Raw genomic sequence first — 24,264 nt, 5'->3', positions numbered from 1 at the left:
TATGAATTAATAGTTAATATAGATTTTTTGCGACGGCTAAAAATCATCCTTCACTATTAATTTTTCATTATTAATTCTTAACTTAAACATAATTTTCAATTACTAATAATCTATTAATGTATATAAATCTAACTTTAAATTAGAAACTCTATAATTTTACAGTTACATTTCCAGCACTGTACCTGGATTGAGAATATTATTCGGGTCAAATACCCTTTTTATGCTTTTCATAAGCTCAATTTCTGCTTTCGACTTCTGAAAAGTTAAATCCCTTATTCTTAACTTTCCTATGCCGTGCTCGCCGGTTAAAGTACCGCCATATTTAAAGCAGAGTTTGTACATTTTCATTTTAAGTTCTTCTAGATATTCAGGATTTTTACCATCCACCATATAAATATCATTATGTACATTTCCATCAGCCAAATGTGCTGTTATATAAGACTTTGTACCGTAGGAATCCACAAGCTTCCACAAATCATTTAAAAAATCAGGCATATATCCTGCCGGAACTGCCATATCAAAGGAATAGGCAATATTCTCCTTTATTACTTCATAACTGCCGCTTCTTATGGCAAGCATTTCAGCCTGCTCCTTTTTAGTACCTGCAAATACAGCTTTACTTGCATTATATTTCTTGCATACATTATTAATTATTTGGCAGGAAGCGTATAGTGCTTCCTCACTTTTCTCTGATAAAATAATAAGAAGATCAGCCATGCCCTTATCAAGAGGCCAGTGAAGTCCAAGTATTTCGGCAGATTTTACATTTAAATATCTGTCCTGATATTCTACTGCAAGTGGAGCAACTCCATTTTTCATAATTTCGAGAACTGCATTTGAGGCATCACTTATATTTTCAAAAGCTAGCACTATGGAAGCCGTAAACTTATCTTCAGGATACAATCTAAAAGTAATCTTTGTTATAATGGCAAGAGTTCCTTCACTTCCCATAATCAATTGTAAAAGGTTATATCCTGTATTATCCTTAAGTAATTTCCCTCCAAGGTTTAGTATTTCACCATTTGGGAGAACTACTTCAATACCTTTTATATGATTTCTCATAATACCGTGCTTTACAGCTCTTGCTCCGCCTGCATTGGTTGCAACCATACCTCCCATTTGTGCTCCCTCGTCTCCAGGGTGCACAGGAAAACATATTCCGCTGTGCTTTTCCAATTCTTCAATCAGCTGAGCCAGTGTAACACCTGCTTCAACTACTGCCATCATATTTTTCTCATCTATTTCAACGATTTTATTCATTCTTTCCATTGAAATTACAATACTTTCTTTTATTGGACTAACACCTCCACAGAGTCCTGTCCCACCACCGTGTACTACAATAGGAATTTTGTTTTCACCTGCATATTTTACAATTTCAGATATTTCCTTTGAATTAAGCGGCTTTACAACTATCGAGTCCATATTTACCTTAGGTCTTACATTATGTTCTATTTCATCATACATATAAGATAACTTTTGCTCAGAATTTGTTATTACAAAGTCGCTGCCAACAGTATTTATTAAATAATCAATTGTTCCTTGTTCCATCACCAAGCCTCCTTTATTTACTTGAGTTTATTTTTTCAATCATTTTCGGAATAACTTCATATAAATCTCCTACATATCCGTAGTCTGCAATATTAAATATGGGTGCAGAAGGATCACTGTTAATGGCAACAATAACTTCTGATTCCTTCATACCTGCTATATGCTGTGGAGCACCGGATATACCACAGGCTATGTAAAGCTTTGGTTTTACCCTGTTTCCACTGTAGCCTATTTGATGGGTACTTCCAATCATTCCTGTATCTACAAGAGCCCTTGATGCTCCAATTTCGCCGCCAAGTAATGAGGCAAGTTTATGAAGCATATGTAAATCTTCTGCTTTTTTAATTCCCCTGCCAGCAGCAACTACAACTTCTGCTTCTGTAATATCAAAATTTTCTTCCTTAAACTTCTGTATCCAGCTTACTTTGTCATATGACCTAACATAAGGTTCTATTACTGAAACATTTATGTCCCTTTTTTCATTTCTCTCTGCCTCATTAAATTCTTTGTACCTCACTGTAGCCATTTGGGGAAAGCCTTTGGATTTTATATGAGCAAAGATATTATTACTAAAGGCTGGCCTAACTTGTATAACTTTTCCATCTTCATCCATTTTTAAATCCGTACAATCTGCCGTAAGCCCTATTTTCAAAGCTGCTGCAATTCTAGGTGCAAGAGAACGTCCAAAATTAGTAGCGCCTATCAATATTGTTTCTGGTTTGTATTCTTTCACAAATTTAACTATGTTCTCCTTAAACAGATATTCTTCCGGATTTTCAAAACATCCATCTTTCATGTAAAATACTTTATCTGCTCCGCAGTAATTCAGCTCTTTAACATCTATGCCTTCATCTCCAAGAACCAGACAGTATAGAGGTGAATTACTCTGTTTGCAGAGTTCCTTTGCTTTATTAATGAGTTCATAACTTACTTTGTGTATAATGCCTTCATTTTGTTCCACATAAATGAGAATACCCTTATAATCTTTCATGTTGTCACCACCTCATATTATATTTTTGTCTTTCATCATATGAATTACATCTTTCATATAACAATTTAAATTGCCTTTATAAATTTTACTTTCGCGCTTTACTTCCTTTGGTACCGCTATTTTAACAACTTTAGTCTTAGAACCGTTAAAACCTGCTTCTTCCTCTTTTATATAACCATAAAGGTTTTCTAAAGAACATTTTTCTATTTCAATTTTTAATGATTCAAGTTTCCTTTCTAATAAAGGTAACTCAGGATAATTGATATTCTTAGTTACACTTATTAGTGCTGGTATTTTCATTTTTCTATTTTGTTTTTTTCCACAAATATTTTCAATGGTTACTTCAATTTCACTTCTTGAAACAGCATTAACTTTTTCAACATAATAAGCATGGGGTATATTTAAAAATTCAGCTACTTCTGCCCCAACTTGAGCTGTATCCCCATCAACAGATTTCTCACCGCAAATAATAAGATCATAATCCTTTATTTTTCTAATTTCAGCGGCAATGGTATTGGCTGTTGCCCATGTATCAGCTCCACCAAATTTTCTATCCGTTAAAAGAATTCCCCTGTCTGCACCTCTAGCATAGGCATCTCTTAGTGATTTTTCTGATCTTGGAAGCCCCATAGTAATAACAGTTATCTCTCCTCCAAATTTGTTTTTTAAATTAACTGCCTCCTGCAGGGCATTTAGATCAAAGGGGTTGATTTCAGCTTCAGCAGATGACCTGTCCACAACACCTTTTTCACTGTCAAATCTTACTTTTTCCATATCTGGAACTTCTTTTATAAGTACAATTATCTTCATAAATACTCCTCCTAGTGGTCTTACCACGTAGATTATCATTAAGAGATCACTAAGTCAATATTAAGTATGAATTATTATGCAAAAAAAATAATAAAAATTTGTATATTTATATTGATTTTAATTTTATAAGTGATAATATTATATCAAGAAACGTCGTTTCAAATAATGTTATTTTATATTTCAAATAGCGACATATTCTCAAGATCACTAAATTTGATATTAATATTAAATGATTATGTACATGAAAAATTTAGTACTAACAGGTTATAAACTTTTTTAATAAATATTCAAAAATTATATTTAAAAATCTGTTAAGTATAGATAAACTTAAAGGAGGTTATTAAATGTTAACTACATTTGATTACGGTATTATTATTTTATACTTTATTGTAATGATAAGTATTGGTATCATTTCAACAAAATTTACAAAAACAAAGGAAGATTATCTAGTAGCTGGTAGAAGACTAGGATTTCCAATGTTTTTTGGATGCATGGCTGCCCTTGCAATAGGCGGTGCAGCAACAGTAGGAGGTGCAAAATTAGGATATACGTTTGGTGTATCTGGTATTTGGTTAGCAGGAAGTTTAGGCTTAGGCTTAATAGCCCTTGGATTTTTAGTTTCCTCCAAGCTTTCAAAAATGAAAGCACTTAGTATTAATGAAGTTATAGAAAATAACTATGGTAAATCTGCAAGAATATTTAGTTCATTACTTACATTCGTATATACAATGATGATGAGTGTTGTACAAGTTGTATCTGTTGGAGCAATAATAAGCGGTATAATGGGCTGGAATACACAAATTTCTATGCTAGTTGGCGGTGGAATTGTAATATTTTATACCTTTATAGGAGGAATGTGGTCTGTTTCCATGACAGATATCATCCAATTTGTCATAAAAACTCTTGGTATTGTTATATTAATCCCTATATTTGCTATAGTAAAAATGGGCGGTATTCACCACATCTTAACATCAGTGCCTCAATCACATCTTAGTATAACAGGTATAGGATATGATAGTATTGTAATGTATCTTCTAATGTATATCCCTGGTTTAATAATTGGACAGGATATATGGCAGCGTATTTTTACAGCAAGAAATGGAAAAATTGCTAAAAGAGGAACTATTTTAGCTGGATTTTACAGTATGATATATGGAGCTGCTGCTATTTTACTAGGTATGTGTGTATACATAGCTTTACCATCATTAAAAGATCCTCAAAACGCCTTTGTTTCAGGAGTTTCTTTATTCCTGCCAATTGGACTTAAAGGGTTTGTTATAGCTGCTGCTATGGCTGCTACAATGTCAGTTGCCAGTGGTTCTATCCTTGCATCTTCTACTATACTTTACAATGATGTGTATACTCGTTTTATTAATAAAAATCCTGATGAAAAGAAATCAATTGTAATTAATAGACTTTTTGCTTGTTTAATTGGAATTGGAGTTATGATAATAGCATTTTTGATTCAAGATGTACTTACAGCACTGGATATGGCCTATGCTTATCTGTCAGGATGTGTATTCGTACCTGTACTTGCTGCATTTGTGCTTAAAAAGTTCAGTCCAAAAGCAGGCCTTGTATCATTATTTTTAAGTACTATAGTAGTTTCTGGAACCTTTTTTAAATATGGAGTTGACTCTAATTATCCAATAATCTTTGGTATAATTGTAGGATTACTTGCATATATAATTGTTAATTCAATAGATAAAAATAAAGTTGAATCTGCTATCGACAAAGAAGAAAACATTGCTTAATAAATATTGATTTTTTATCTATAGTGATTCTAAACGAAAAATCAACTTATACTCCGTATAAGTTGATTTTTTAGTTAGAAACCCTATAAATGTAATGTCACTAGTTTAGTTTGATGTTTTTTATCTCATCCATTAGAGCAAATACCTTTTTTGAACACATATCCATTCTTTCAAGACATTCTTCTGCCATCTTTATATCATTTCTCTCATATGCAATAGCAGCTTCTTTTGCAACTTCATGTAATTCTATATGTGATTTTTCCAACTCTACAAAGGCCTTGCTATTTTTAAACTTATCACTATCTATATTATAATACCATTTTCCAAGTCTGCATCCCTTATAATCCCCTACCTCATTAGTATTTACTTTTTCGTTACCAAGAAGCATATTATATATTCTCCATCTCCAAAGTAAATGGTCAGTTTTATATATTTCGATCATATCACAATCTGTGAGACATGATTTATTTTTAAGCATATCAATTCTCATAGAGTCTATTCTTTTACTTAAATCATATATAAATTTTCCAATACCTTTACAATTACTGTCTATATGATCAGCATGCTGCGATAGCTCCATAATACTACTAGCAAAAGACTGGGTTGCTGCAGTTTGTTCCTCTGTATCTGCTGCAACTTGATTAATCGTCTCGTTAACACTGTCTATTGAATTACCAATTATATTGATTGAATCCATCGAACTGTTAACTAGATCTTTACCTGACTCTAATTGCTTAGCTGTCTGGTTGATTTTATCAACTGATGAGTCAATATCTTTTTGCAAATTCGAAACATTTTTTTGTATGTCTAAAACTGAACTTGTAGTATTTTCAGCAAGTTTTCTTACTTCATCTGCAACAACAGCAAATCCTTTACCTTGTTCCCCTGCTCTTGCTGCCTCAATTGAAGCATTTAATGACAGTAAACTTGTTTGATCTGCAATACCTTTTACAATATCAACTATTTCATTTATCTTATGAGTTTTTTCCTTAACACCCTTCATCTGCTTGTCTATTATGTCAATATCATCAAATGATTTTTTTACAAATTCAACTGAATCATACACATTTTTTATTCCTGTTTCAGATACTTTTTTTGCATCACTTGAACTCTTTGACATTTTTTGCGATATATTAGAAACATCCTCAATAGATGCCTCTAGCTCTTCACTATTTTGAGACATGGAATGTAAATGTTCTGTTTGTGTATCCACACTTTTGATAATATTTATAATTGAATCCATTTTAATTACCATTTGCAATACATCATTTGTTTCAAGAATTCTTTTTTTTCTGGATTCACACATCACGTCTATAACTTCATTCCATTTTTCTACCACATCACTGCACTTTACATCTCTTAAACTTAGTTTTGTCATTTTACCTTGTGCTACATCAGAAAAAAGTTTTACAAGTACGTCCTTATGTATATAATCTGAGCTTACATATTGATCTTCTCTTGTATCTGTTTTTTTTAATAACCTATCAAACAAAATGATTCCCCCTAATTATCATATACTAATTATTTCAATTGAATGATTTTATTCATTTGTTCCATGGCAATTATAACATTGTGGTCTAATTAATGCCACATATTTATCATAATTCTTCATAAAAAAAACATGTTTTGCAAATAAAATTTTTGATTTTTTAAGTAGATTTCAACCATCTATAGAAAAGTTGACCATACAATTTATCTATTCTAATTTTTGTGTTAAAATGTAATTAGTTACATTTTAAAAATATTTTATAGTAAAAGGAGATACTAATTATGGATGAAGTTTTAAAGTTCTTAACTGACAACAAAGTTTTCTATCTTGCTACTGTAAATGGAGATGCACCTGCATTACGTCCTTTTGGATTTGCAATGAAATACGACAACAAGTTATATTTTTGCACTGCCAATACCAAAAATGTATATAAGCAATTAAAAGCTAATCCTAAAATGCAAATCAGTGCAACTTCTCCAGAAGGAAAATGGCTCAGATTAAATGGAAAGGCAGTTTTTAATACCTCTAAAGAGTCACAAGAAGCTGTTTTGAATACTATGCCTATGCTTAAAAATATGTATAAAGTAGGCGATCCTACTTTCGAGACATTTTACATAGACCAGGCTGATGCAACCTTCTATGATATGCAGGGTAATTCTCACAACGTTAAATTTTAAAAATTATAAAAGCTAAAGTAGATACACTTTAGCTTTTATAATTTACATTGATACTACCAGCCTAACTGCTATAGTCATAAACTTATCTTTGTCCCATCTTAAAATAGATTCTACATATCCCAAAGTATCTGAATTATAAAGTCCTATTATTCTCTGATCTGCTAAAAGGTCAAAAGTTCCAGACCCATTTATACTTAAGGGTGAAAGATTGGAAAGGGACAGCACTCCTGCTGCCTCAGGTTCTTTAAGGGTTCCATCTTTATTGTAAATCTTTGATAAGTATTCTTTATCTCTTATAGATTTGAGGTCTATTACACCCTTCAAATTTTTATTTTGTGATTTTACACCTACCTTATAGAAATTTTCATATTCAGCATCATACACATTTTCATCATTAAATTTATCATAATCAAAAACAAGGTTTGTCACATTGTTTTTAAAAGAATAAATGTAATCAAAATAATATCTACCACTGCCACCTGAATCTATAGATAAAAATACAAAAGGTATAATGCTCTTTTCATCAAATTTTCCTATAAATAACTTAGGATCATAACCTGAATTTTCTTTTGGTTTTATTTTTATATTTAACCCTGTCTTTTTATTTCTTACAACAAGAGCCATGTCCTCTATAAAACCATTTTCTCCATAAGGTTTCTTCCCCGTAATCATTAAAGTTTCAACACGTCCGTCCCCATTTACGTCTGCGAATTTTTTGTCTATAATGTATACCTTATCTTCATTTTTCATAGACTCATCAGGAAATCTAAAAAACATATATATCCTCTCCCAATTATTAATATATTATCATTTTATTAATAATTGAAAGAAGTGCTCTTTCCTAATTTACCTTAAATTTAAAAATCTCCCCTGATAATGCTGCTGAAAGTTCATCCAAATGTTCTGATGCCCCTTTAAGATTTAAAAATATATCTTCCTGCTTACTTACCATATCTTGAAAAGACAATGCACTTGCAACTGCTTCTTCACTCATTGCAGATGTATTTGAAACTGACTCAAGTATTTTTCTATTATTCTGTAATACTATTTTTGCTATTTCAGATACATTGAAACTCATAGTCTTAATTCTATCGATTTCCTTTTCAATCTCTGAGAATATAACTAATATATTATCTGTAGATTTAATACCTAATCCTACGTAATTAATACTTTCACCCATTGACACTACGGCATTTGTTATTTTACCTTGAATTTCTTGTATTTCCTTTGAAATCTCTTGTGCAGCCATGTCAGACTGTTCAGCTAATTTTCTAACTTCTTCTGCAACAACTTCAAATCCTTTACCCTGTTCCCCTGCTCTAGCTGCTTCAATACTAGCATTCAAAGCTAATAGATTTGTCTGTTCAGCTATATCCGTTATAGTGGTTGTTACATTTGCTATAGTCTTGGACTTTTCTGAAAGTTCTGTTACAACATCTGATGAAATATTTACTTTTTGTTCCATTTTGTTTAATAATTCTACTGTCGTATGCAAATTTTTAGAACCGTCTGAAGTTTTATCCTTTGCTTCAGCTATCATTTCATCAATTTTAGTACTTATTTCCGCAAGTTTCCTGGATTTATCTTCAACATCATTTACCGATACAGCAATGTTTTGTATTTCCTCTGCTATATTTTTTGATCCTGAAGTTAAATTATCTATTGATTGCTTAATGTTTTTTCCTTCTTGTACCACTTCTAAACTAACCTCTTTGTAACTATTTGAAGATTCCACAACAACTTCTGAAACATTTCTTATTTTAATTATTATATTCTTTAAGTTATTTATCATCTTATTAAAAGTGATATTAATTCTACCAAGTTCATCTGAAGATTCCGGCAAAGAATTCATTAAATTTCCTTCTGCTACCTCATCTGCAATCAAAGATATCTTTAAAAGTCTATCAAAAAACTTTTTCAGTAAAATAATCAATATTACTATTAAAAATATTATTGCAAGAACACTAACTGCTAATATTAAATACAATAATGAATTTAAACTAGAAGTATACTCTTTTGTAGGAACCTGAAGAAGCATATACCAATCTGTTCCGTCTACACGAGCAGAAAACAGCATCTTTGTTCCATCCTTGTCTTTAAACTGTCCTAAAAAACTGTCTTTAGAAAGTGCCTCTTTAACTAACCCATTAAGCTCGCTATTAGAGCTCTTCAATAAATTAGTTTCATTAAGTGGATCATTACTTTGCTTATATAAAACATCACCTTTATTACTTAGTATATACACCTTATCAGTTTGTCCTATATGGAAATTTGTATTTTCCTTGAAAACTGTAGAAACAAGGCAAGCACCACTCACAAGTCCAATTGCTTTTCCACTTTTTATGTCTTTTACAGGGCATTCCATAGAGATTATTAAATTTGAAGGATTTTGCTTATCTTTAAATGGATCTGATATAATTTCTTTTCCTTGAATAACCTTTGGGAATGTATCTTCGGAGCTTATATCAATAGTAACATCATTTTGCATAATCAACTTTCCAGATGTATCAGATATTCCAATAGTATTAAAAACTCCGTTATAATTTTTTTGTTCTCTTTTAAAATAAGGTATTATTTCACTATAATTCATACTCGATACCAATTGAGTATTTGCAATTACCTCCACCTGTGATAACCTAGCTTTAATCCATGAAGATAAATTTTGAGCATGAATCGTAACCGTTTGCTTTCCTGATTTCTCCATAGAAGATAGTATCAACTTTTTTGAATTCATGTACTCTATAGATGTGACTAAAGTGATAAGTGCAATAAAAATAACTGAAATTCCAACAACAGCTATAACTTGTAATGATTTTCCCTTCTTCAACACAATCCCCCCTATAATGACACACTTCTATTTTTATAAATATATATAAATCCTTATAGGAAATCAAGCAGCATTTCGCAAAATAGCATTTTATTTCGTAAGTTCTTCCTAAAATCAAAATTTGATGATAAAATTATATTTAAGAATTTAGTGTTTTTCATTGGAATCAATAAATTTTATTCATAACATTATATAAATTGGGGGAATTAAGTTTTGAATATTGCAATATGTGATAGCTTAGAATCTGATATGCAAATACTAATTGATATGATTAAAAAATATTGTAATAATTACAGTTTTGAAATTGAAATTTTCACTTATAAAAATGGAGATAAATTACTCTCAGATTTTACACTAGTAAATTTTCAACTGATATTTTTAGATATTTATATAGATGATAAAATTTACTCTAATGGTATTGAAATTGCAAAACAAATTAGAATTCATGATAAAAAGTGCATAATAGTTTTTGTTACCAGCAGTAAAAATCACGCTCTTGATGCCTTCGAGGTAGACGCAATGCAGTATCTTATAAAACCAGTTAGTTACGATAAGATTAAACGTTTACTGGACAAATGTCAAAATGAGTTTTCAAATAGCATGCGATTTATTGAAGTTTATAGTAAAGGTATTTCTATGAAAATCCTCCTAAAGGATATATATTATATCGAAGTATATGATAAAACTTGTCTTATTCACACAAGTACTCACATTATAAAAACCTGTTCTTCTTTAAAAAAATTATGGGATCTCCTAAGTGGGTCATCCTTTTTAAGATGTCATATAAGCTATATCATAAATATGTTTTATATAGCTTCTATGCTAAAAATTGACTTTCTTTTGAAAAATGGTGATAAAGTTCCTATTCGTAAGGACAAAGCTAGTATTATTAAACAAATTTATTCTGATTATTGCTTTGAACAAATAAAAATCGGTAAAGTTGATGTTGATTAACTTTCGCAGTTTAAAAATATTGCGAAGCAAAGCTTCACAAATTAAGAATTAATAATGAAAAATTAATAGTGAAGTATGATTTTTAGCTATCGCAAAAAATCTTTAAATTTATATAACTTATCAATGTTTTGCTTTAGCGAAACGAGTGATGAAAGGCTTAATCAAAGATTTTTTGTAGTGTAACGAAAAAAATTCACATTAACTATTAATTCTTCATTCTTAACTATTAATTAAAAATTTATATATGTAAAAGTTGAGTAAGTTAGATATCTCTATTGTTAAATTCATTCACTCCAACTAATGTAACTACTATAAATAAAATAGCAGATACTACATACATATATGGTGGAAAATTAAAACTCATATTTGATCCACCTAGTAATACCCTTCCTGGATAATCCCATGGGAAAAGCATCCAATACCTGGTATTGTCAATGAGAACTGAGGGAAAAGAAAAGACTAGTCCTACTCCCAGTGGTACTGCAATATTTTTAAATTTCATGCTCAGATAATATTGAACTGCTATAACAGGCAGTGAAGCTATAATTGCAAGCAGCGGAGCATATATCATTTCTCTTGGCATACTTTGACTATGTGGTGCTATAACTGCACCTGCTAAGATCGTAAGAAGCATAAATAATATAAGATTTAAAAATACTATACCGCAACCTATAACAAGCTTTGCTATATATAATTCACTTCTTTTTACAGGCAGCGTCAGAATCCTTTTAAAATTATCTTCACTATTTTCCATTCTAACCAAAACAGCAATTGCAATTGTGATAAACAACCCTATAATAAATAATCCATAAAATATTGAACTCTGAGTATATACCTGGCTCCATACATTTTGACCTTTCTCTGTAAAAAGCTTTCTATATCTTAAGAAATTTGTAAAACCAAGTATTACAAAAAACAGTGGAAGAAACATCACTATGTTAAGTATTCTTGAATGTCTTAACTTTAGTAATTCTACTTTATATATATTTTTCACGCTATTCACCCCTACTTAATATCCCTTTTATTAAATTCTAAAATTCCAACTGCAAGCCATAGGATTCCAGACACTATTCCAAAGAAAGCTGCAGTATATGCATCTTTACTGTCTCCTGAAGGTAGCGCCAGTAGAACATTAGCATAGGGGACTATATATGAAAGTAATTTGCTCTGTGCAAACATATAGGCTCCTATACTTCCTGCAAATCCTACAGCTGCTGATGCTAGAGAATTTTTCATATAACAGCTTATAAATTGCTGAAAGCTTACTACACCTAAAACTGTACACAGCTCTAGCCCAGCATATTTAAAAATCATTGCACAGCTGCCATCTATATGAAAAAAACTTTTTGTAATCATTAAAAATATTCCATTTAACATCACTAATATAACTGCAGCTATAAGTACTACAATCCATTTGGATAAATAAACTTTTTTTCTTTCAACAGGCCTTGCTATTATTTGCTTCCAGGTATTTTCGCTGTATTCCGTATAATTTACAATAACTGCTACCACGACAATAGATAAATTTAAAAGTATACACCATAATGTAGCAAGATGACTTTCATAGATCAGAGTACCTACCTTACCGTAAATTCCAATTTGAGCTAAATACTTTATATGATTATCTGACATTAAAAAACTGCATCTAAAATGTAAATCCATAAATAAAAGTATAAATGAGAGAACAGGAATAAAAAATACACCTTTCCACAGTACTGACCTTTTATATTTCATTAGTTCAGATTTTAAAATTGACATAAAGCTCATATATTTTCTCCTCCCTCAGTAAGGTCAAGAAATATTTCTTCAAGAGACTTTTGTACTTCTACAAATTTAAATATTCTATTGCCATTTAATATAAGTTGTTTTAAAATCTCATCCGGCTCTCTACCTTCAGGTTTTAAGAAAATCTCTTTTTCCTTTACCTTATACTTATATCCACAATTATTTAGTGTACCTTCTATCTTCTTTAAATCCTTAGATTCTATACAAATTTGTCCTTTACTCTTTGAATGAAGTTCTTCAAGTGTTCCTTGAAACAACATCTTTCCTCTATTTATAATTCCAATATCATCTGCTATGAGTTCAATTTCACTCAAATTATGACTTGATATAATAACTGTCATGTTATAGAGCTTTGGAAGTTCTTTAATAAGTCCTCTTATTTCATGAATTCCAGATGGGTCAAGCCCATTAGTAGGCTCATCCAGTATTAAAAGTTCTGGTTTCGATATAAGTGCCTGGGCAATGCCAAGTCTTTGCTTCATACCAAGTGAAAACTTACTGGCCTGTCTATCTTTCCATTCAGTGAGTTTTACAACTTTCAAAACTTCATCAATATACTTATGGTCAAGTTCTAGGAGTTCTGCTGTTACCTGTAAATTCTCATAAGCTGTTAGATTTCCATAATAAGATGGTGCTTCAACCATAGATCCTATTTTTTTTAAAATGCTCATTCTATTTTTTCTTAAGTCTTTACCAAATATTTTAACTTCCCCCCTCGTTGGCTTTATAAGCCCCAAGAGCATTCTTATAGTTGTGGATTTTCCTGCACCGTTGGGACCTAAAAATCCATATACCCTACCCTTTTTTATTGATAAATCTATTCCTTTTACTGCCTTAAAGTCCTTAAAATTTTTTGTTAAATTTTTTGTTTGTAAGATTTCTTGTGACATATAATTTCCTCCCTCAATTAACTTATGACCCTATAATAAAGGTGCAAACTTAAATTTCATTTACCTAAACCTTAACGGAACCTTAAAATTCTTCTACCTAATTAAACAATATATAAATAATGTTATAATAAAATTGACAATTGATAGTTAAAGGAGATAATCATGTACGATAACATTCTAGATAGGAAAATACTTTTAATAGACGATGAAGTGGAGCTGTTGAAGCTTCTAGAAACAGTGCTAAAAAAAGAAGGGTTTAGACGAATATTTAAGGCTAAAAATGGCACAGATGGTATAAAATTATGCAAAACCGAAAAACCTGATATAGTAGTTTTGGACATAATGATGCCAGATATGGACGGCTTTGAGGTATGCAAAAATATAAGAAACTTTTCTTTTGTTCCAGTCATATTCTTATCTGCAAAATCTGATGATGTAGATAAAATACTTGCCCTTGGACTAGGTGCAGATGACTATGTAACTAAGCCTTTTAGCCCTAAAGAAGTTGCCTTTAGAATTAAAGCTCATTTGAGAAGAAACATATATATTAAAAATGAAATGTCCATGAAAAAGGAAAAGATAAGTTTTGGAGATATAGTAATCGATCTGGAAAAAGGTGAAGTATCAAAATCCGATAAAAATGTAGTGCTTACTCCAAAGGAATACCACCTTTTATGTTACATGGCTCAAAACGCCAATCAAATACTAACCAAGCAAATGATATGTGATGAAGTTTGGAATGACAACTATGAGGGATATGACAACACAATAATGGTTCATATTAGAAAGCTAAGACAAAAATTAGAAGATAACCCTTCGAGTCCAAAATACATAGTCACTGCTAAGGGACTGGGATATAAATTAAAAATTTCTAAATAACAAATACTTGTTATTTAGACTTTTATAATCTTAATTTTGAGGTAACTACAAATGAAATTTATAAGTAAAATTAAAACTAACTGGACCCTGACTACAAAATTTCTAGTAACACTAATATTTATAGTCATAATTGAATTATTCATAAATTTAATTGTTTGGAATGAGGTAATTGTATATACTCATGAAAATTTAACTAGTTTATCCCCCGAAAGGATTACCTTAAACTTTTCTGAATACATAGACTTTAAAAATGGAGTGCCATTTATAAAGGAAGATGGTAAAAATAAAATTTTAAAAAATAATGCGTGGGTTCAAATAATAGATGAAAATTTTAAGGAAGTGTATTCTTTTAATAAGCCAAAATCAGTCCCTACTAAATACACACCAATAGAATATGCCCATATTTACAAATATGACATAGCAAACTCCTCTGTGTTTGTAAGCGAAAAAAAATACAATAACAGAAGTTTTGCCTACATAATAGGTTTTCCACTTAATCGTGTGGCAAAACATACTCTTACATTTAATCCTTCTGCCTTAAAAAGTTTCTTTTGGAATGGTGTTATTTTATTACTGTGCATAAATATACTGGCAGCCGTAATTATAGCTTATTTTCTATTTGGAAAGAGAATGGCTAAACCGCTTCAAAACATAATAAAGGGCATAAATAATCTTGCAAAAGGCAATTACAAAACAAATTATCCAGAGAAAGGTGTTTATAAAAATGTCTTTTCTAACTTAAATAATTTAAGCAAAACACTTAAGGAAAACAAAACAAAAAGAAAAGAACTTGAAAAAATGAGAAACACCTGGATTTCATCCATATCCCATGATGTTAAGACCCCGCTATCTTCTATAAAAGGATATGCTGAAATAATGAAGGACCCGGATTACACTTTTTCTGAAGACGAAATTCATGAGTATTCAGAAATAATATACAATAAATCCTCCTATATTCAGTCACTAGTGGAAGATTTAAATCTGACTTACAAGTTAAAAAATAAAGCTGTTCCTCTAAAAAAAGAAGAGGTAAATATAACCTCTCTTTTGCAAAATATAATTGTAGAAATTCTAAATCATCCAATGTACTCAAATAGGAATGTGAATTTCTATCCCGAAAATGAAAAAATAAAAGCCCTCATTGATAAAAAATTTTTTAAAAGAGCCCTGAGTAATTTAATTTTTAATGCTATAACTCACAATAAGGAGGATGTCCAAGTTGATATTTCAATTTATGAAAAGGATAAGATCTACATTATAATAAAGGATAACGGCAAAGGCATACCTAAAAAAGATTTAAACTACATTTTCGAGAAATATTATAGGGGAACAAATACCAGTGTTTCAACAGAAGGCTCAGGCCTTGGTATGGCAATATCCAAGCAGATAATAGATGCCCACGGAGGAAGTATACATATAGAAAGCACTTTAGGGGAAGGTACAATCATAACCATAATCTTTTAGTTTAATATCAAAAAAGCTGAACTTTTAAGTCCAGCTTTTTTGACAAATTTAAAATTTAAATTGAGATATAATTTCTTGTAGTTTATCAGCACTTTGTTTATTGTTTTCAGTAGTTGTTTTTACAGTGCCTAACTTTTCATCTATATTAGTTATTTTGCTAGCAATTTCAGTAACACCTTTTGCACCGTCAGTTACGGTATTTGCCACTTCACCCATAGCATTGTTTATTTCACTAATTGATGAACTTAATTTTTCTGCTAAACTGCTAAAATTATTCATAAAACTGTTCACTGTTTCGGCATCTTGACTATACTCTTTACCTGTCTCAACTAACTTATTGTAGTCTTTTAAAACAATTTGATTTATAAATTCAAGAAGCTTTACTGAATTACTTGATAAATTCTTTACTGTTTCTGTAACCTCATTGACTACATTTTGAATATTGCCAGCTGTCTTTGCAGATTCCTCTGACAATTGTCTGACTTCATCAGCTACAACAGAAAATCCCTTTCCTGCTTCACCAGCTCTAGCTGCTTCTATTGAAGCATTGAGAGCAAGCAAACCTGTTTGATCAGTAATAGAAATTATGTCTGTAGACAACAACTTTATTTTTTCAATAGCCTTAGAATCTTCAATAGCTTTTTCAAGGTTATCTTTCACAGAGGAATATATTTCATTGGCCTTTTCATTTGACTCAACTGCATCTCTTTTTAATTCTTCTGCTCTCTTTTCAATGTCGTTAGCTTTATTTAAACCTTCTACAGATTTTTGGGTCATGGAATTTACAGCATTTCCAATTTCATCAGATGAAGCCGAAACTTCTTCTACTGAAGCTGCATTTTGTTCCATACCAGCTGAAAGATTTTGACTTTCTGCTGATGCACTTTCTAAATTGACCTTTAATTCACCAGTTAATTTTTCCACTAACACAGCATTTGAATTTATTGTATCCGAAGACATTTTCATATCTTTAACCATTGTTTTTAATGCTTTTCTCATATTTTCTATAGAATTAGCCATTGTCCCTATTTCATCATTATATTTACACAGTTTGTCAAAATCTTTTTCATGGTTCAAATCTAAATCTGCTGTTTTATTTATAAGATTAACTATTTGAGTAATAGGGGTGGTAATCCTTGTTGAAAACATATATCCTGCTGCTATAGCTAAAATTGATGCTATTATTGCTATAAGTATTATAATATTTCTCATAGATTTAACATCTTTTAGCACTTCTAATTTATCAGAAGTTACTACTATAATCCAATTTGTTTCAGGGATAACCTTATATCCTGCTATTTTATCTACATTTTTAAAATTGTATTCAAGGACATCCTCTTTTATATTTCCACCCTTATTTAATTTATCAGCTACATCTTTTATTTGAGGTGTTTCAACAGGTTTACCTATTTTGCTCTTAATTGGATGGTAAATAGTATTGCCTTTATAATCTAATAAAAATCCGTAACTAGATGAAAAATCACTTACTTTAGAACCAGCTAGATACTTTGAAAAGCTGCTTCCATATACTGCTGTACCCACATATCCTAAAATTTCACCATTTCCTACTACAGGATTCGTAAACACTATTATTGGATTTTTAGTTACTTTCGACATCATAACTTCACTTACTGAAGCTTTACCTTCCAAACTAGATTTATTATAGGATCTATCATTTACGTTTTTACCAAGAGAATTCTTATCACTGTCTGCAATTATATTTCCATTTGTGTCAACCAAAAATATGTGCTCAAGATTTTTGTTCTCTTTAACATAGTTTTGTAAAGTTAAATTCATATCTTGTTTTTGCTTATTTAAATCCTCAATGTTACTAGAATCTTTATTTGTCTTAAGTAAATTTACAACCACATTTTTTTCTGAAAATATTCTAACCCCCAACTTTTCTTTTTCAATTATTGCACTTATAGTTTGAGATGAATGATTACATATTTCTTCTATTTCTTTTTCCGTTTTAGTTTCTATTAAGCTGCTAGACTTATTATCAATAAATATAGTAGTTAAAGTCATTAAAACGGTAAAAATTATTGCTATTAAAAGTGGAATTTTTCTTTTTATTGACATATAAGCATCTCCTCCATATGCTGCATAAAACACATTCTTTTATTTAACTTTATTTTCGTGTACTCTGTCAAAATATTTAATAAAATATTAATTTACAAAATATTTTGTTATATTTAATCACATCTATATTCCATTACTTTCTACTTTTCCAACTAAATAAGATTCATTGATGCTTTTACAATCAATCAGGGTTTTAAAACATATAAATTATTTCCAATTAAATTCCACCTGGTAATAATACTTTTTTATAAATGACATTTTATTCTTATGTTCAGCATATTTTAAAGCCTTATCATATAGTTCGCCTTTAGACTCTTTATCAAACTCAAATGACTTTATTGTACTAATGTACATACCAGTTTTAGTTTGCCTTTTTACTATCTCCCATTTCATTTATATACCTCCAATTCAACTTTTTTACATACGAAGAATTGTATCAACTAAAAAAATTCTCCATACAACTATAATTGTATAGAGAAAAACTTTTTTTAAAATACTCCATATGGAGTATTTTTTAAGATATACTTTTTTCCATGTGAGAAGCATACCATTTACCCAATAGTATTTTTAGTGAAGCAGCAGTAGGCACAGCTACAAGCATTCCTATAAGCCCTCCCAAATTTCCACCTACAAGTATTGCAATCATAGTAAATACGGGATGCAATCCTACACTATTTCCTACAATTTTAGGTGCCAATAAGCTATCATCCACCTGACGAACTGCAAGCATTCCAATAATTGCCCATACTGCTGTAATAGGTTGTCCACCTAGCAGTGCCATAATTACTGCCAAAACAGTTCCAACAACAGCTCCTATATATGGTATCATATTACAAATACCTGCAATAATTCCTATAACCAAAGCATAATCTATTCCAATAAAATACAGTACAATAGCTGATAGAACTCCCACTATAGATGCCTCTAGCAATTGCCCTCTTATATATTTATAAAATGTAACATCCATAACATGTAATACTTCTTTTAATTTGCTTCCTGTTTTACTTTTTCCAAATACAAGGCTAAAGATTTTATTCCATAACCCTACGAAATACTCGGAATCTTGTATTAAATAAATACTTAATACTATAGCTATAAAAAATAAAGCTATATTGCTTACTATAGCTACAATAGAATTTGTCATTGCTCCTATACTTGCTGAAAAATAAGATTGTACATAACTTACCATTTGAGCAATCTTATCATTTAAACTTGTAGGTATTGAAATATTTAAACCTTTTAATTTTTCACTAACAGAACTAACTGACAATGTTGGGTTATTTAAATATTCATTTAAATACGACGCCATATTTGCTATACTTGTATTGTGAGAGAGTTTTCCACCAATCATAATATATATTCCACTTACAACGGCTGCAAAAATAGCTGCTACTAATGTATACACCCCTATAATTCCTATTACTCTTCTGTGTGATGCTTTTTTTAGTATCTTTTTCTTTCCTAAGAACCTTTCAATACTTTCCACTCCTGGTTTCAATAAGTACACAATTATTAGTGCCATAACAAAAGGTTTTGCAAGGTTAATGATTTTTTTTAACAGATTCCACAGTAGAGCAAATATATTACCTATATTATTTAAAAATGCTATACCAATATAAATTAGAATCACTGTTGCTCCTGCATATATACAGTATTTTAGTAATTTTTTATCTATTTTCATTTTCCCCTCTCTCTCCTAAGTTAACCTTATGTTTCTTATCTCATAATTTACTTTATCATGTTTCTGCATTTTTAGCTAATACATTTTATTTTTCTTGATATTTTTATTCGATCACTCCCATTTGCTCCAAATTGAAGGCTCATATCCCACTGTAGCCTGTTTCCCATTTCTAACAATTGGAGTTTTATAAAGTTTAGGATTTTTTAAAAGTATCTCTTCTTTTATATCACTGCTCCTTATTAATCCAATATTTAATTCATCATATTCTTTTGCCTTACTATTTATCAAATTATCAATGCCTACTGCTGCCTTCAAGCTCTGTAATTCCCTTTTGCTTATTTCTTTAATATTTAAATCTATAAACTGATATTTAATTCTTCTTTCCTTAAAGTAACGTTCAGCTTTCTTTGTATCAAAGCACTTTTTCACTCCAAATATCTGAATATTCATTTCCAACTCTCCTTAAAATTATCGCTTAACCTAAACAGAATTCTTGTAAAAAATAGGCCTGCCTGGCGCAAGCCTATAATTGAATATCTAAAATAAGTTTCCATTAAATCCCCAATCGCTAATTTCACTAAAGATTACATATATACTATCCTTTGGTATATTAAACTCTGATTCATAAAAAGAACATATTAAATCAGTAACCTTACTTTTATAAGCCCTTTCAGCAGTTCCACATATTTTTACTTCAACAAGGGCAGCTTTTTCCATTTTATTTCCTCTAAAATAAATTGTTTTATCATCATCAAAACTTACCATAAGCCACTTTTCGGATTTTCCAGGAATCTCTGAAATTATTTTTCCCATTTCACTTTTTATACGTTTTTTTTGCTCATATGAAAGCTTTACTGTTAATCTTGAATTTATATATGGCATAAACATTCTTCCCTTCTTTTGTTTACAATGGATTAATATTATTATACCGTAACTTTTTATTTTTTCATAATACTTTATTGTATTACTTCAACCCATCAAAACCTATAGTAAGTGTTAATGGTGCTAACTTGTAATCACATATTTGCTTTTCTCAAGACTAACCTTTATTAGCATATTAGTCTCTCAGCATAAGCAAAATATTGTCAAGTGTAATAGCTAAAGGCAGCATTTGAGGTTTTAAATTATCTAGATCATCCCAGGAAATTACTTTGTCCTTAATTCTTACATTTTTGAAACGCTCAATATCAGTTAAACTTAAGTAACGCATTGTCTTTATTAGTCTTTTCATATTAAATAAAATTTTACTGCCATCTTCAAATTCTATTAGAAGTGTATAATCGTCGTTTGGTATAACATTTATTATCTTACTCATTTAGCTTATCTCCTTTTATCTTATTTTGGATCTAAATGTAATATAATTGAAGATAAAAAAATTTCTCCATACAACTATAATTGTATAGAGAAAAAAATTTTTTAATATACTCCATATGGCGTATTTTTTTGTACAGTTTTAAAAAGCAATATTTACAATTATGGAATCAAGCGTAATCTATCTAAGTTTTGTAATTTCCTTCAAATCTTTTAAAATAGCCTCAAAATCATTACTTTTCCTAATAGGATCAAATACTGGATCTTCTAACACCTTCATCATATTTTCATACAAATCCAAAGTAAAGGCACGTTCTCCTTCTGAAAGTTCATTGAAACACCATGTAGATGAAAAATCCTTAGGTGCATTTATATCATTATTTTTAATGCATTGTATCCACTTATACAACATTTCTATTGCCTTTTTATTTTCATCAAGCCTAAGATAAATTTGTGCAAAATTCATATATTCTACATGCATACCAATAACTTTATCACATTCTGGAGAAAATAACTTTTTAACACTTACAGCCAAATTGCAATATTTATCTATAACATCTGAGTTTTTATCTTTAATATAAGATTTAGCCAATGCTAAACAGGTAAAACTAATTCCAAATATATTTTTCCACAACTGACTTTGAAGTATTTTTCTCGCTTCTTTCATCTTATTTTTACTTAGGTATATATTTGCAAGCATAAAATCAACATTAAATTGATTTTTATGAATTTTATTTAATGCTTCTATTCCCTTATCATTTTCTCCAATGGAAGAATAAATACCACCAAGCTGAAATAGTGATTGCTCAACTAATTTTGTATCATTACAATTTTCCACTACATTTTCAAGCAATTCAACAGAATTTTTAAGCATTATATTTTCTATTTTTTCTTCTCCATTTTTCCATGAATACATGTTAAACAGACATCCTATCATATATTTCAAATAATAACTTGATTTATATTTTGATATGTATTCCATGGATTTATTAATTCCTTCATCAACTTTATCACTACTAAACAATACTTCACATTTTTTAAATATCTCCATAACTTCTTTTTCAGAAAGTTCAATTTTATAATTCAAAAGTTTATCTATAGAAACATTAAAATATAATGCAAGTACAGGAAGAAGAGTTATATCTGGATAGGAATTACCACTTTCCCACTTTGACACTGCTGCTGTAGACACTCCAATAAATCCTCCTAATTGATCCTGTGTAATCCCTTTTTCTTTTCTAAGTTTAAATATTACTTCACCTATTTGCAACTTATCCATATCATATTCACTCCATAATTTGATTATAAGGCCTTACAACACTTAGTATACCTTATCAGAGCTCTTATACCAATGGACATATAGTTGAATTTATACAAAAAACTTAACCGCTAGTTAAAAAATCAAAATATAATTCTTAACACTGCTATAGATATTACTCCTACTATTACAGTTAAAAGCAGATTGTTCTTTTTAACAGCTACTACTGCAGTTATAATTGATGAAAGTGCAGTAGCTATATCCACACAAAATTTATTATTTAAAATAAACAGTGATGACACTACAAGGGCTGTCAAAATAGAAATGGGAATATATTTTAAAAATTCCGCTGTTCTATCGCTTATATTAATTCTTGAAATCAACATTACCGGAAGTGTCCTAGGAAGGATTGTTACTATACAGCCGCCTATAATTATGTACCAGATATACATATTCATTTTCTTATTACACCTCCTATAATCACTCCAAGTATAGCTGCAATCATAATTCCCGTGTTTGCAGATAAAATTTTAATAGAACCAAGTAAAATTACAGCAGAGGAAATTATAATTATACAGGATTTTCTTAAATTGGAATTTTCCTTCACACTTGAAATCAAGAGCCCTATGAACATAGCTGGAAGTGCAAAATCAAGTCCAAACTTTTTATAGTCGTATATCAAGCTGCTAAAGCATGCCCCGATAAAAGTTGCAAAGATCCAGTTTATATAGGCTGTCAGATTTATTCCCATCATCCACTTGTAATCTATTTTGTCTTCGCTATTTGCCTTTGAGGAAGCAAGTGCAAAAGTTTCATCCGTTAAAAGCGCCCCTACTGTAAAATTTTTAAAAAGTGAATTTTTACTAAAATAAGGTGCTATAGATGCACTCATCAAAAGATGTCTTAAATTTACTAAAAACACAGTCAAGACTACACCTGGAACTGATGCTGATGACAGTATCATCCCTGCAGCAGCAAATTGAGATGAACCTGCATATATGAAAGTACTCATAGCCACTGTTTCTAAGATAGTCATACCACAGGATTTACTCACTACCCCACAGGCAAATCCTATGCTTAAATATCCAAACAATGTTGGAATGCAATCTATTGCCCCACTTATAAAAGAATTCTTGTTTGAGTAAGTTGTATCTTGTTCAGCCATTTTTGCCCCCTAATATTTAATAGTTCTATTTTGTATGTTATAATGTAACTATCGTACGTTATAACTTAATTTGGTATACTATATTTATACAACCGTACGTTATATTTGTCAAGAGGTGAAATAAAATGAATTTAAATAATATAATTGCTTCAAATCTCAAGAAACTTAGAAGTGATAAAAAGCTCAGCTTAAGCAATCTTTCTGAACTTTCAGGTGTTAGCAAAGTTATGATAGGGCAAATAGAAAGAGGTCAATCAAACCCAACTATAAATACAATATGGAAACTGGCAAATGGGCTTAAAGTTCCATATACAGCACTTATAGATGAGCCTAAAAGTAAAACTACTTTAGTAAAAAAAGAAGATACTATAAATCAATGCAGTGAAGATGGAAAGTACAGAGTTTACTGCCACTTTTCTACTCAAAATGAAAGAAATTTTGAATTGTTTAGGGTTGAATTAGATACAGCAAGTTCCTATACTTCAAATTCTCACGGTGAGGATGAGTATGAGTACATTCTGGTTTTTGATGGAGAGCTTACTCTTGAAACAGATAATAAAACCTATCTTTTAAGTCCAGGAGATTCAATTTCATTTGATGCCTCTAAAACCCATACATATATAAATAATTCAAATGAAATGATTAAAATGACCATCTTAAATTATTATCCAATGAATCTTAAATACTATTTGCCATAAT

At 30.2% G+C, this 24,264-nt stretch carries 24 protein-coding genes; 6 read left to right on the top strand and 18 right to left on the bottom strand.

Going from position 1 to position 24,264, the window contains the following annotated elements; genetic code table 11:
* Positions 1-162 precede the first annotated feature (162 nt).
* From CLCOS_RS13300 to CLCOS_RS13290, 3 genes are read right to left on the bottom strand one after another with little or no spacing between them, the layout of a single operon-like run.
* Positions 163-1,548, bottom strand: coding sequence for an FAD-binding oxidoreductase (locus CLCOS_RS13300; RefSeq protein ID WP_063600252.1), 1,386 nt, complete (start codon positions 1,546-1,548; stop codon positions 163-165).
* 13 nt (positions 1,549-1,561) lie between these two features.
* Entirely contained in the window at positions 1,562-2,539 is a 978-nt protein-coding gene (locus tag CLCOS_RS13295) for an electron transfer flavoprotein subunit alpha/FixB family protein (protein WP_063600251.1), read from the bottom strand.
* A gap of 12 nt (positions 2,540-2,551) precedes the next feature.
* Complete coding sequence (locus CLCOS_RS13290; RefSeq protein ID WP_013238053.1) at positions 2,552-3,349, bottom strand: electron transfer flavoprotein subunit beta/FixA family protein; 798 nt, start codon at positions 3,347-3,349, stop codon at positions 2,552-2,554.
* Positions 3,350-3,693: 344 nt separating this feature from the next.
* On the opposite strand from CLCOS_RS13290, the gene CLCOS_RS13285 reads away from it, so the two are divergent.
* Positions 3,694-5,103, top strand: coding sequence for a sodium:solute symporter (locus CLCOS_RS13285; RefSeq protein ID WP_013238052.1), 1,410 nt, complete (start codon positions 3,694-3,696; stop codon positions 5,101-5,103).
* Between the two features lie 100 nt (positions 5,104-5,203).
* On the opposite strand, the gene CLCOS_RS13280 is transcribed toward CLCOS_RS13285, so the two are convergent.
* The gene (locus CLCOS_RS13280; RefSeq protein WP_063600250.1) at positions 5,204-6,595 is read right to left on the bottom strand and encodes a methyl-accepting chemotaxis protein; all 1,392 of its coding nucleotides are present in this window, start codon (positions 6,593-6,595) and stop codon (positions 5,204-5,206) included.
* A 278-nt stretch (positions 6,596-6,873) separates the two neighbouring features.
* On the opposite strand from CLCOS_RS13280, the gene CLCOS_RS13275 reads away from it, so the two are divergent.
* Positions 6,874-7,269 carry a pyridoxamine 5'-phosphate oxidase family protein gene (locus tag CLCOS_RS13275; RefSeq protein WP_013238050.1) on the top strand — a complete coding sequence of 132 codons (396 nt, stop codon included), beginning with the start codon at positions 6,874-6,876 and terminating at the stop codon, positions 7,267-7,269.
* 42 nt (positions 7,270-7,311) lie between these two features.
* Here CLCOS_RS13275 and CLCOS_RS13270 read toward each other — a convergent pair whose 3' ends face one another.
* On the bottom strand, positions 7,312-8,046 hold the full coding sequence (locus tag CLCOS_RS13270; RefSeq protein ID WP_063600249.1) for a hypothetical protein: 735 nt from the start codon (positions 8,044-8,046) through the stop codon (positions 7,312-7,314).
* A 64-nt stretch (positions 8,047-8,110) separates the two neighbouring features.
* Complete coding sequence (locus CLCOS_RS13265) at positions 8,111-10,099, bottom strand: methyl-accepting chemotaxis protein (RefSeq protein ID WP_063600248.1); 1,989 nt, start codon at positions 10,097-10,099, stop codon at positions 8,111-8,113.
* A 210-nt stretch (positions 10,100-10,309) separates the two neighbouring features.
* On the opposite strand from CLCOS_RS13265, the gene CLCOS_RS13260 reads away from it, so the two are divergent.
* The gene (locus tag CLCOS_RS13260; protein ID WP_063600247.1) at positions 10,310-11,050 is read left to right on the top strand and encodes a LytR/AlgR family response regulator transcription factor; all 741 of its coding nucleotides are present in this window, start codon (positions 10,310-10,312) and stop codon (positions 11,048-11,050) included.
* Between the two features lie 262 nt (positions 11,051-11,312).
* On the opposite strand, the gene CLCOS_RS13255 is transcribed toward CLCOS_RS13260, so the two are convergent.
* From CLCOS_RS13255 to CLCOS_RS13245, 3 genes are read right to left on the bottom strand one after another with little or no spacing between them, the layout of a single operon-like run.
* A complete protein-coding gene (locus CLCOS_RS13255; protein ID WP_063600246.1) occupies positions 11,313-12,044 on the bottom strand; it encodes an ABC transporter permease in 732 nt (243 codons plus the stop codon).
* Between the two features lie 11 nt (positions 12,045-12,055).
* A complete protein-coding gene (locus CLCOS_RS13250) occupies positions 12,056-12,817 on the bottom strand; it encodes an ABC transporter permease (RefSeq protein ID WP_063600245.1) in 762 nt (253 codons plus the stop codon).
* A complete protein-coding gene (locus CLCOS_RS13245; protein WP_063600244.1) occupies positions 12,814-13,725 on the bottom strand; it encodes an ABC transporter ATP-binding protein in 912 nt (303 codons plus the stop codon). The genes CLCOS_RS13250 and CLCOS_RS13245 overlap by 4 nt, the downstream gene beginning before the upstream one ends.
* 162 nt (positions 13,726-13,887) lie before the next feature.
* Here CLCOS_RS13245 and CLCOS_RS13240 point away from each other — a divergent pair, with 162 nt between their 5' ends.
* The gene (locus tag CLCOS_RS13240; RefSeq protein ID WP_063600243.1) at positions 13,888-14,604 is read left to right on the top strand and encodes a response regulator transcription factor; all 717 of its coding nucleotides are present in this window, start codon (positions 13,888-13,890) and stop codon (positions 14,602-14,604) included.
* A 51-nt stretch (positions 14,605-14,655) separates the two neighbouring features.
* On the top strand, positions 14,656-16,068 hold the full coding sequence (locus CLCOS_RS13235) for a HAMP domain-containing sensor histidine kinase (protein WP_063600242.1): 1,413 nt from the start codon (positions 14,656-14,658) through the stop codon (positions 16,066-16,068).
* A gap of 48 nt (positions 16,069-16,116) precedes the next feature.
* Here CLCOS_RS13235 and CLCOS_RS13230 read toward each other — a convergent pair whose 3' ends face one another.
* The 9 genes from CLCOS_RS13230 to CLCOS_RS13190 all read right to left on the bottom strand — a co-directional run bounded on the left by CLCOS_RS13230 (position 16,117) and on the right by CLCOS_RS13190 (position 23,565).
* Positions 16,117-18,150: a methyl-accepting chemotaxis protein gene (locus tag CLCOS_RS13230; RefSeq protein ID WP_063600241.1), complete on the bottom strand. Its 2,034-nt coding sequence runs from the start codon at positions 18,148-18,150 to the stop codon at positions 16,117-16,119.
* Positions 18,151-18,357: 207 nt separating this feature from the next.
* Positions 18,358-18,543, bottom strand: a complete 186-nt coding sequence (locus CLCOS_RS13225; RefSeq protein ID WP_063600240.1) for a hypothetical protein — start codon at positions 18,541-18,543, stop codon at positions 18,358-18,360.
* 121 nt (positions 18,544-18,664) lie between these two features.
* On the bottom strand, positions 18,665-19,831 hold the full coding sequence (locus tag CLCOS_RS13220; protein WP_063600239.1) for an AI-2E family transporter: 1,167 nt from the start codon (positions 19,829-19,831) through the stop codon (positions 18,665-18,667).
* A gap of 111 nt (positions 19,832-19,942) precedes the next feature.
* Complete coding sequence (locus CLCOS_RS13215; protein ID WP_063600238.1) at positions 19,943-20,281, bottom strand: arsenate reductase family protein; 339 nt, start codon at positions 20,279-20,281, stop codon at positions 19,943-19,945.
* 87 nt (positions 20,282-20,368) lie between these two features.
* The gene (locus tag CLCOS_RS13210; RefSeq protein WP_063600237.1) at positions 20,369-20,713 is read right to left on the bottom strand and encodes a phenylpyruvate tautomerase MIF-related protein; all 345 of its coding nucleotides are present in this window, start codon (positions 20,711-20,713) and stop codon (positions 20,369-20,371) included.
* A 175-nt stretch (positions 20,714-20,888) separates the two neighbouring features.
* Entirely contained in the window at positions 20,889-21,146 is a 258-nt protein-coding gene (locus CLCOS_RS13205; RefSeq protein WP_063600236.1) for a DUF2442 domain-containing protein, read from the bottom strand.
* A 177-nt stretch (positions 21,147-21,323) separates the two neighbouring features.
* Positions 21,324-22,421, bottom strand: coding sequence for a helix-turn-helix domain-containing protein (locus CLCOS_RS13200; RefSeq protein ID WP_063600235.1), 1,098 nt, complete (start codon positions 22,419-22,421; stop codon positions 21,324-21,326).
* Positions 22,422-22,543: 122 nt separating this feature from the next.
* On the bottom strand, positions 22,544-22,858 hold the full coding sequence (locus tag CLCOS_RS13195; protein ID WP_063600234.1) for an AzlD domain-containing protein: 315 nt from the start codon (positions 22,856-22,858) through the stop codon (positions 22,544-22,546).
* The gene (locus CLCOS_RS13190; protein ID WP_063600233.1) at positions 22,855-23,565 is read right to left on the bottom strand and encodes an AzlC family ABC transporter permease; all 711 of its coding nucleotides are present in this window, start codon (positions 23,563-23,565) and stop codon (positions 22,855-22,857) included. The genes CLCOS_RS13195 and CLCOS_RS13190 overlap by 4 nt, the downstream gene beginning before the upstream one ends.
* A gap of 125 nt (positions 23,566-23,690) precedes the next feature.
* Here CLCOS_RS13190 and CLCOS_RS13185 point away from each other — a divergent pair, with 125 nt between their 5' ends.
* On the top strand, positions 23,691-24,263 hold the full coding sequence (locus CLCOS_RS13185) for a helix-turn-helix domain-containing protein (RefSeq protein WP_063600232.1): 573 nt from the start codon (positions 23,691-23,693) through the stop codon (positions 24,261-24,263).
* Position 24,264 lies beyond the last annotated feature (1 nt).

It is taken from the genome of Clostridium coskatii, from assembly GCF_001675205.1.
Taxonomy (GTDB): domain Bacteria; phylum Bacillota; class Clostridia; order Clostridiales; family Clostridiaceae; genus Clostridium_B; species Clostridium_B ljungdahlii.
The sequence above is the reverse complement of the archived record's forward strand: the minus strand, read 5'-3'. Positions and strand labels throughout refer to the sequence as shown.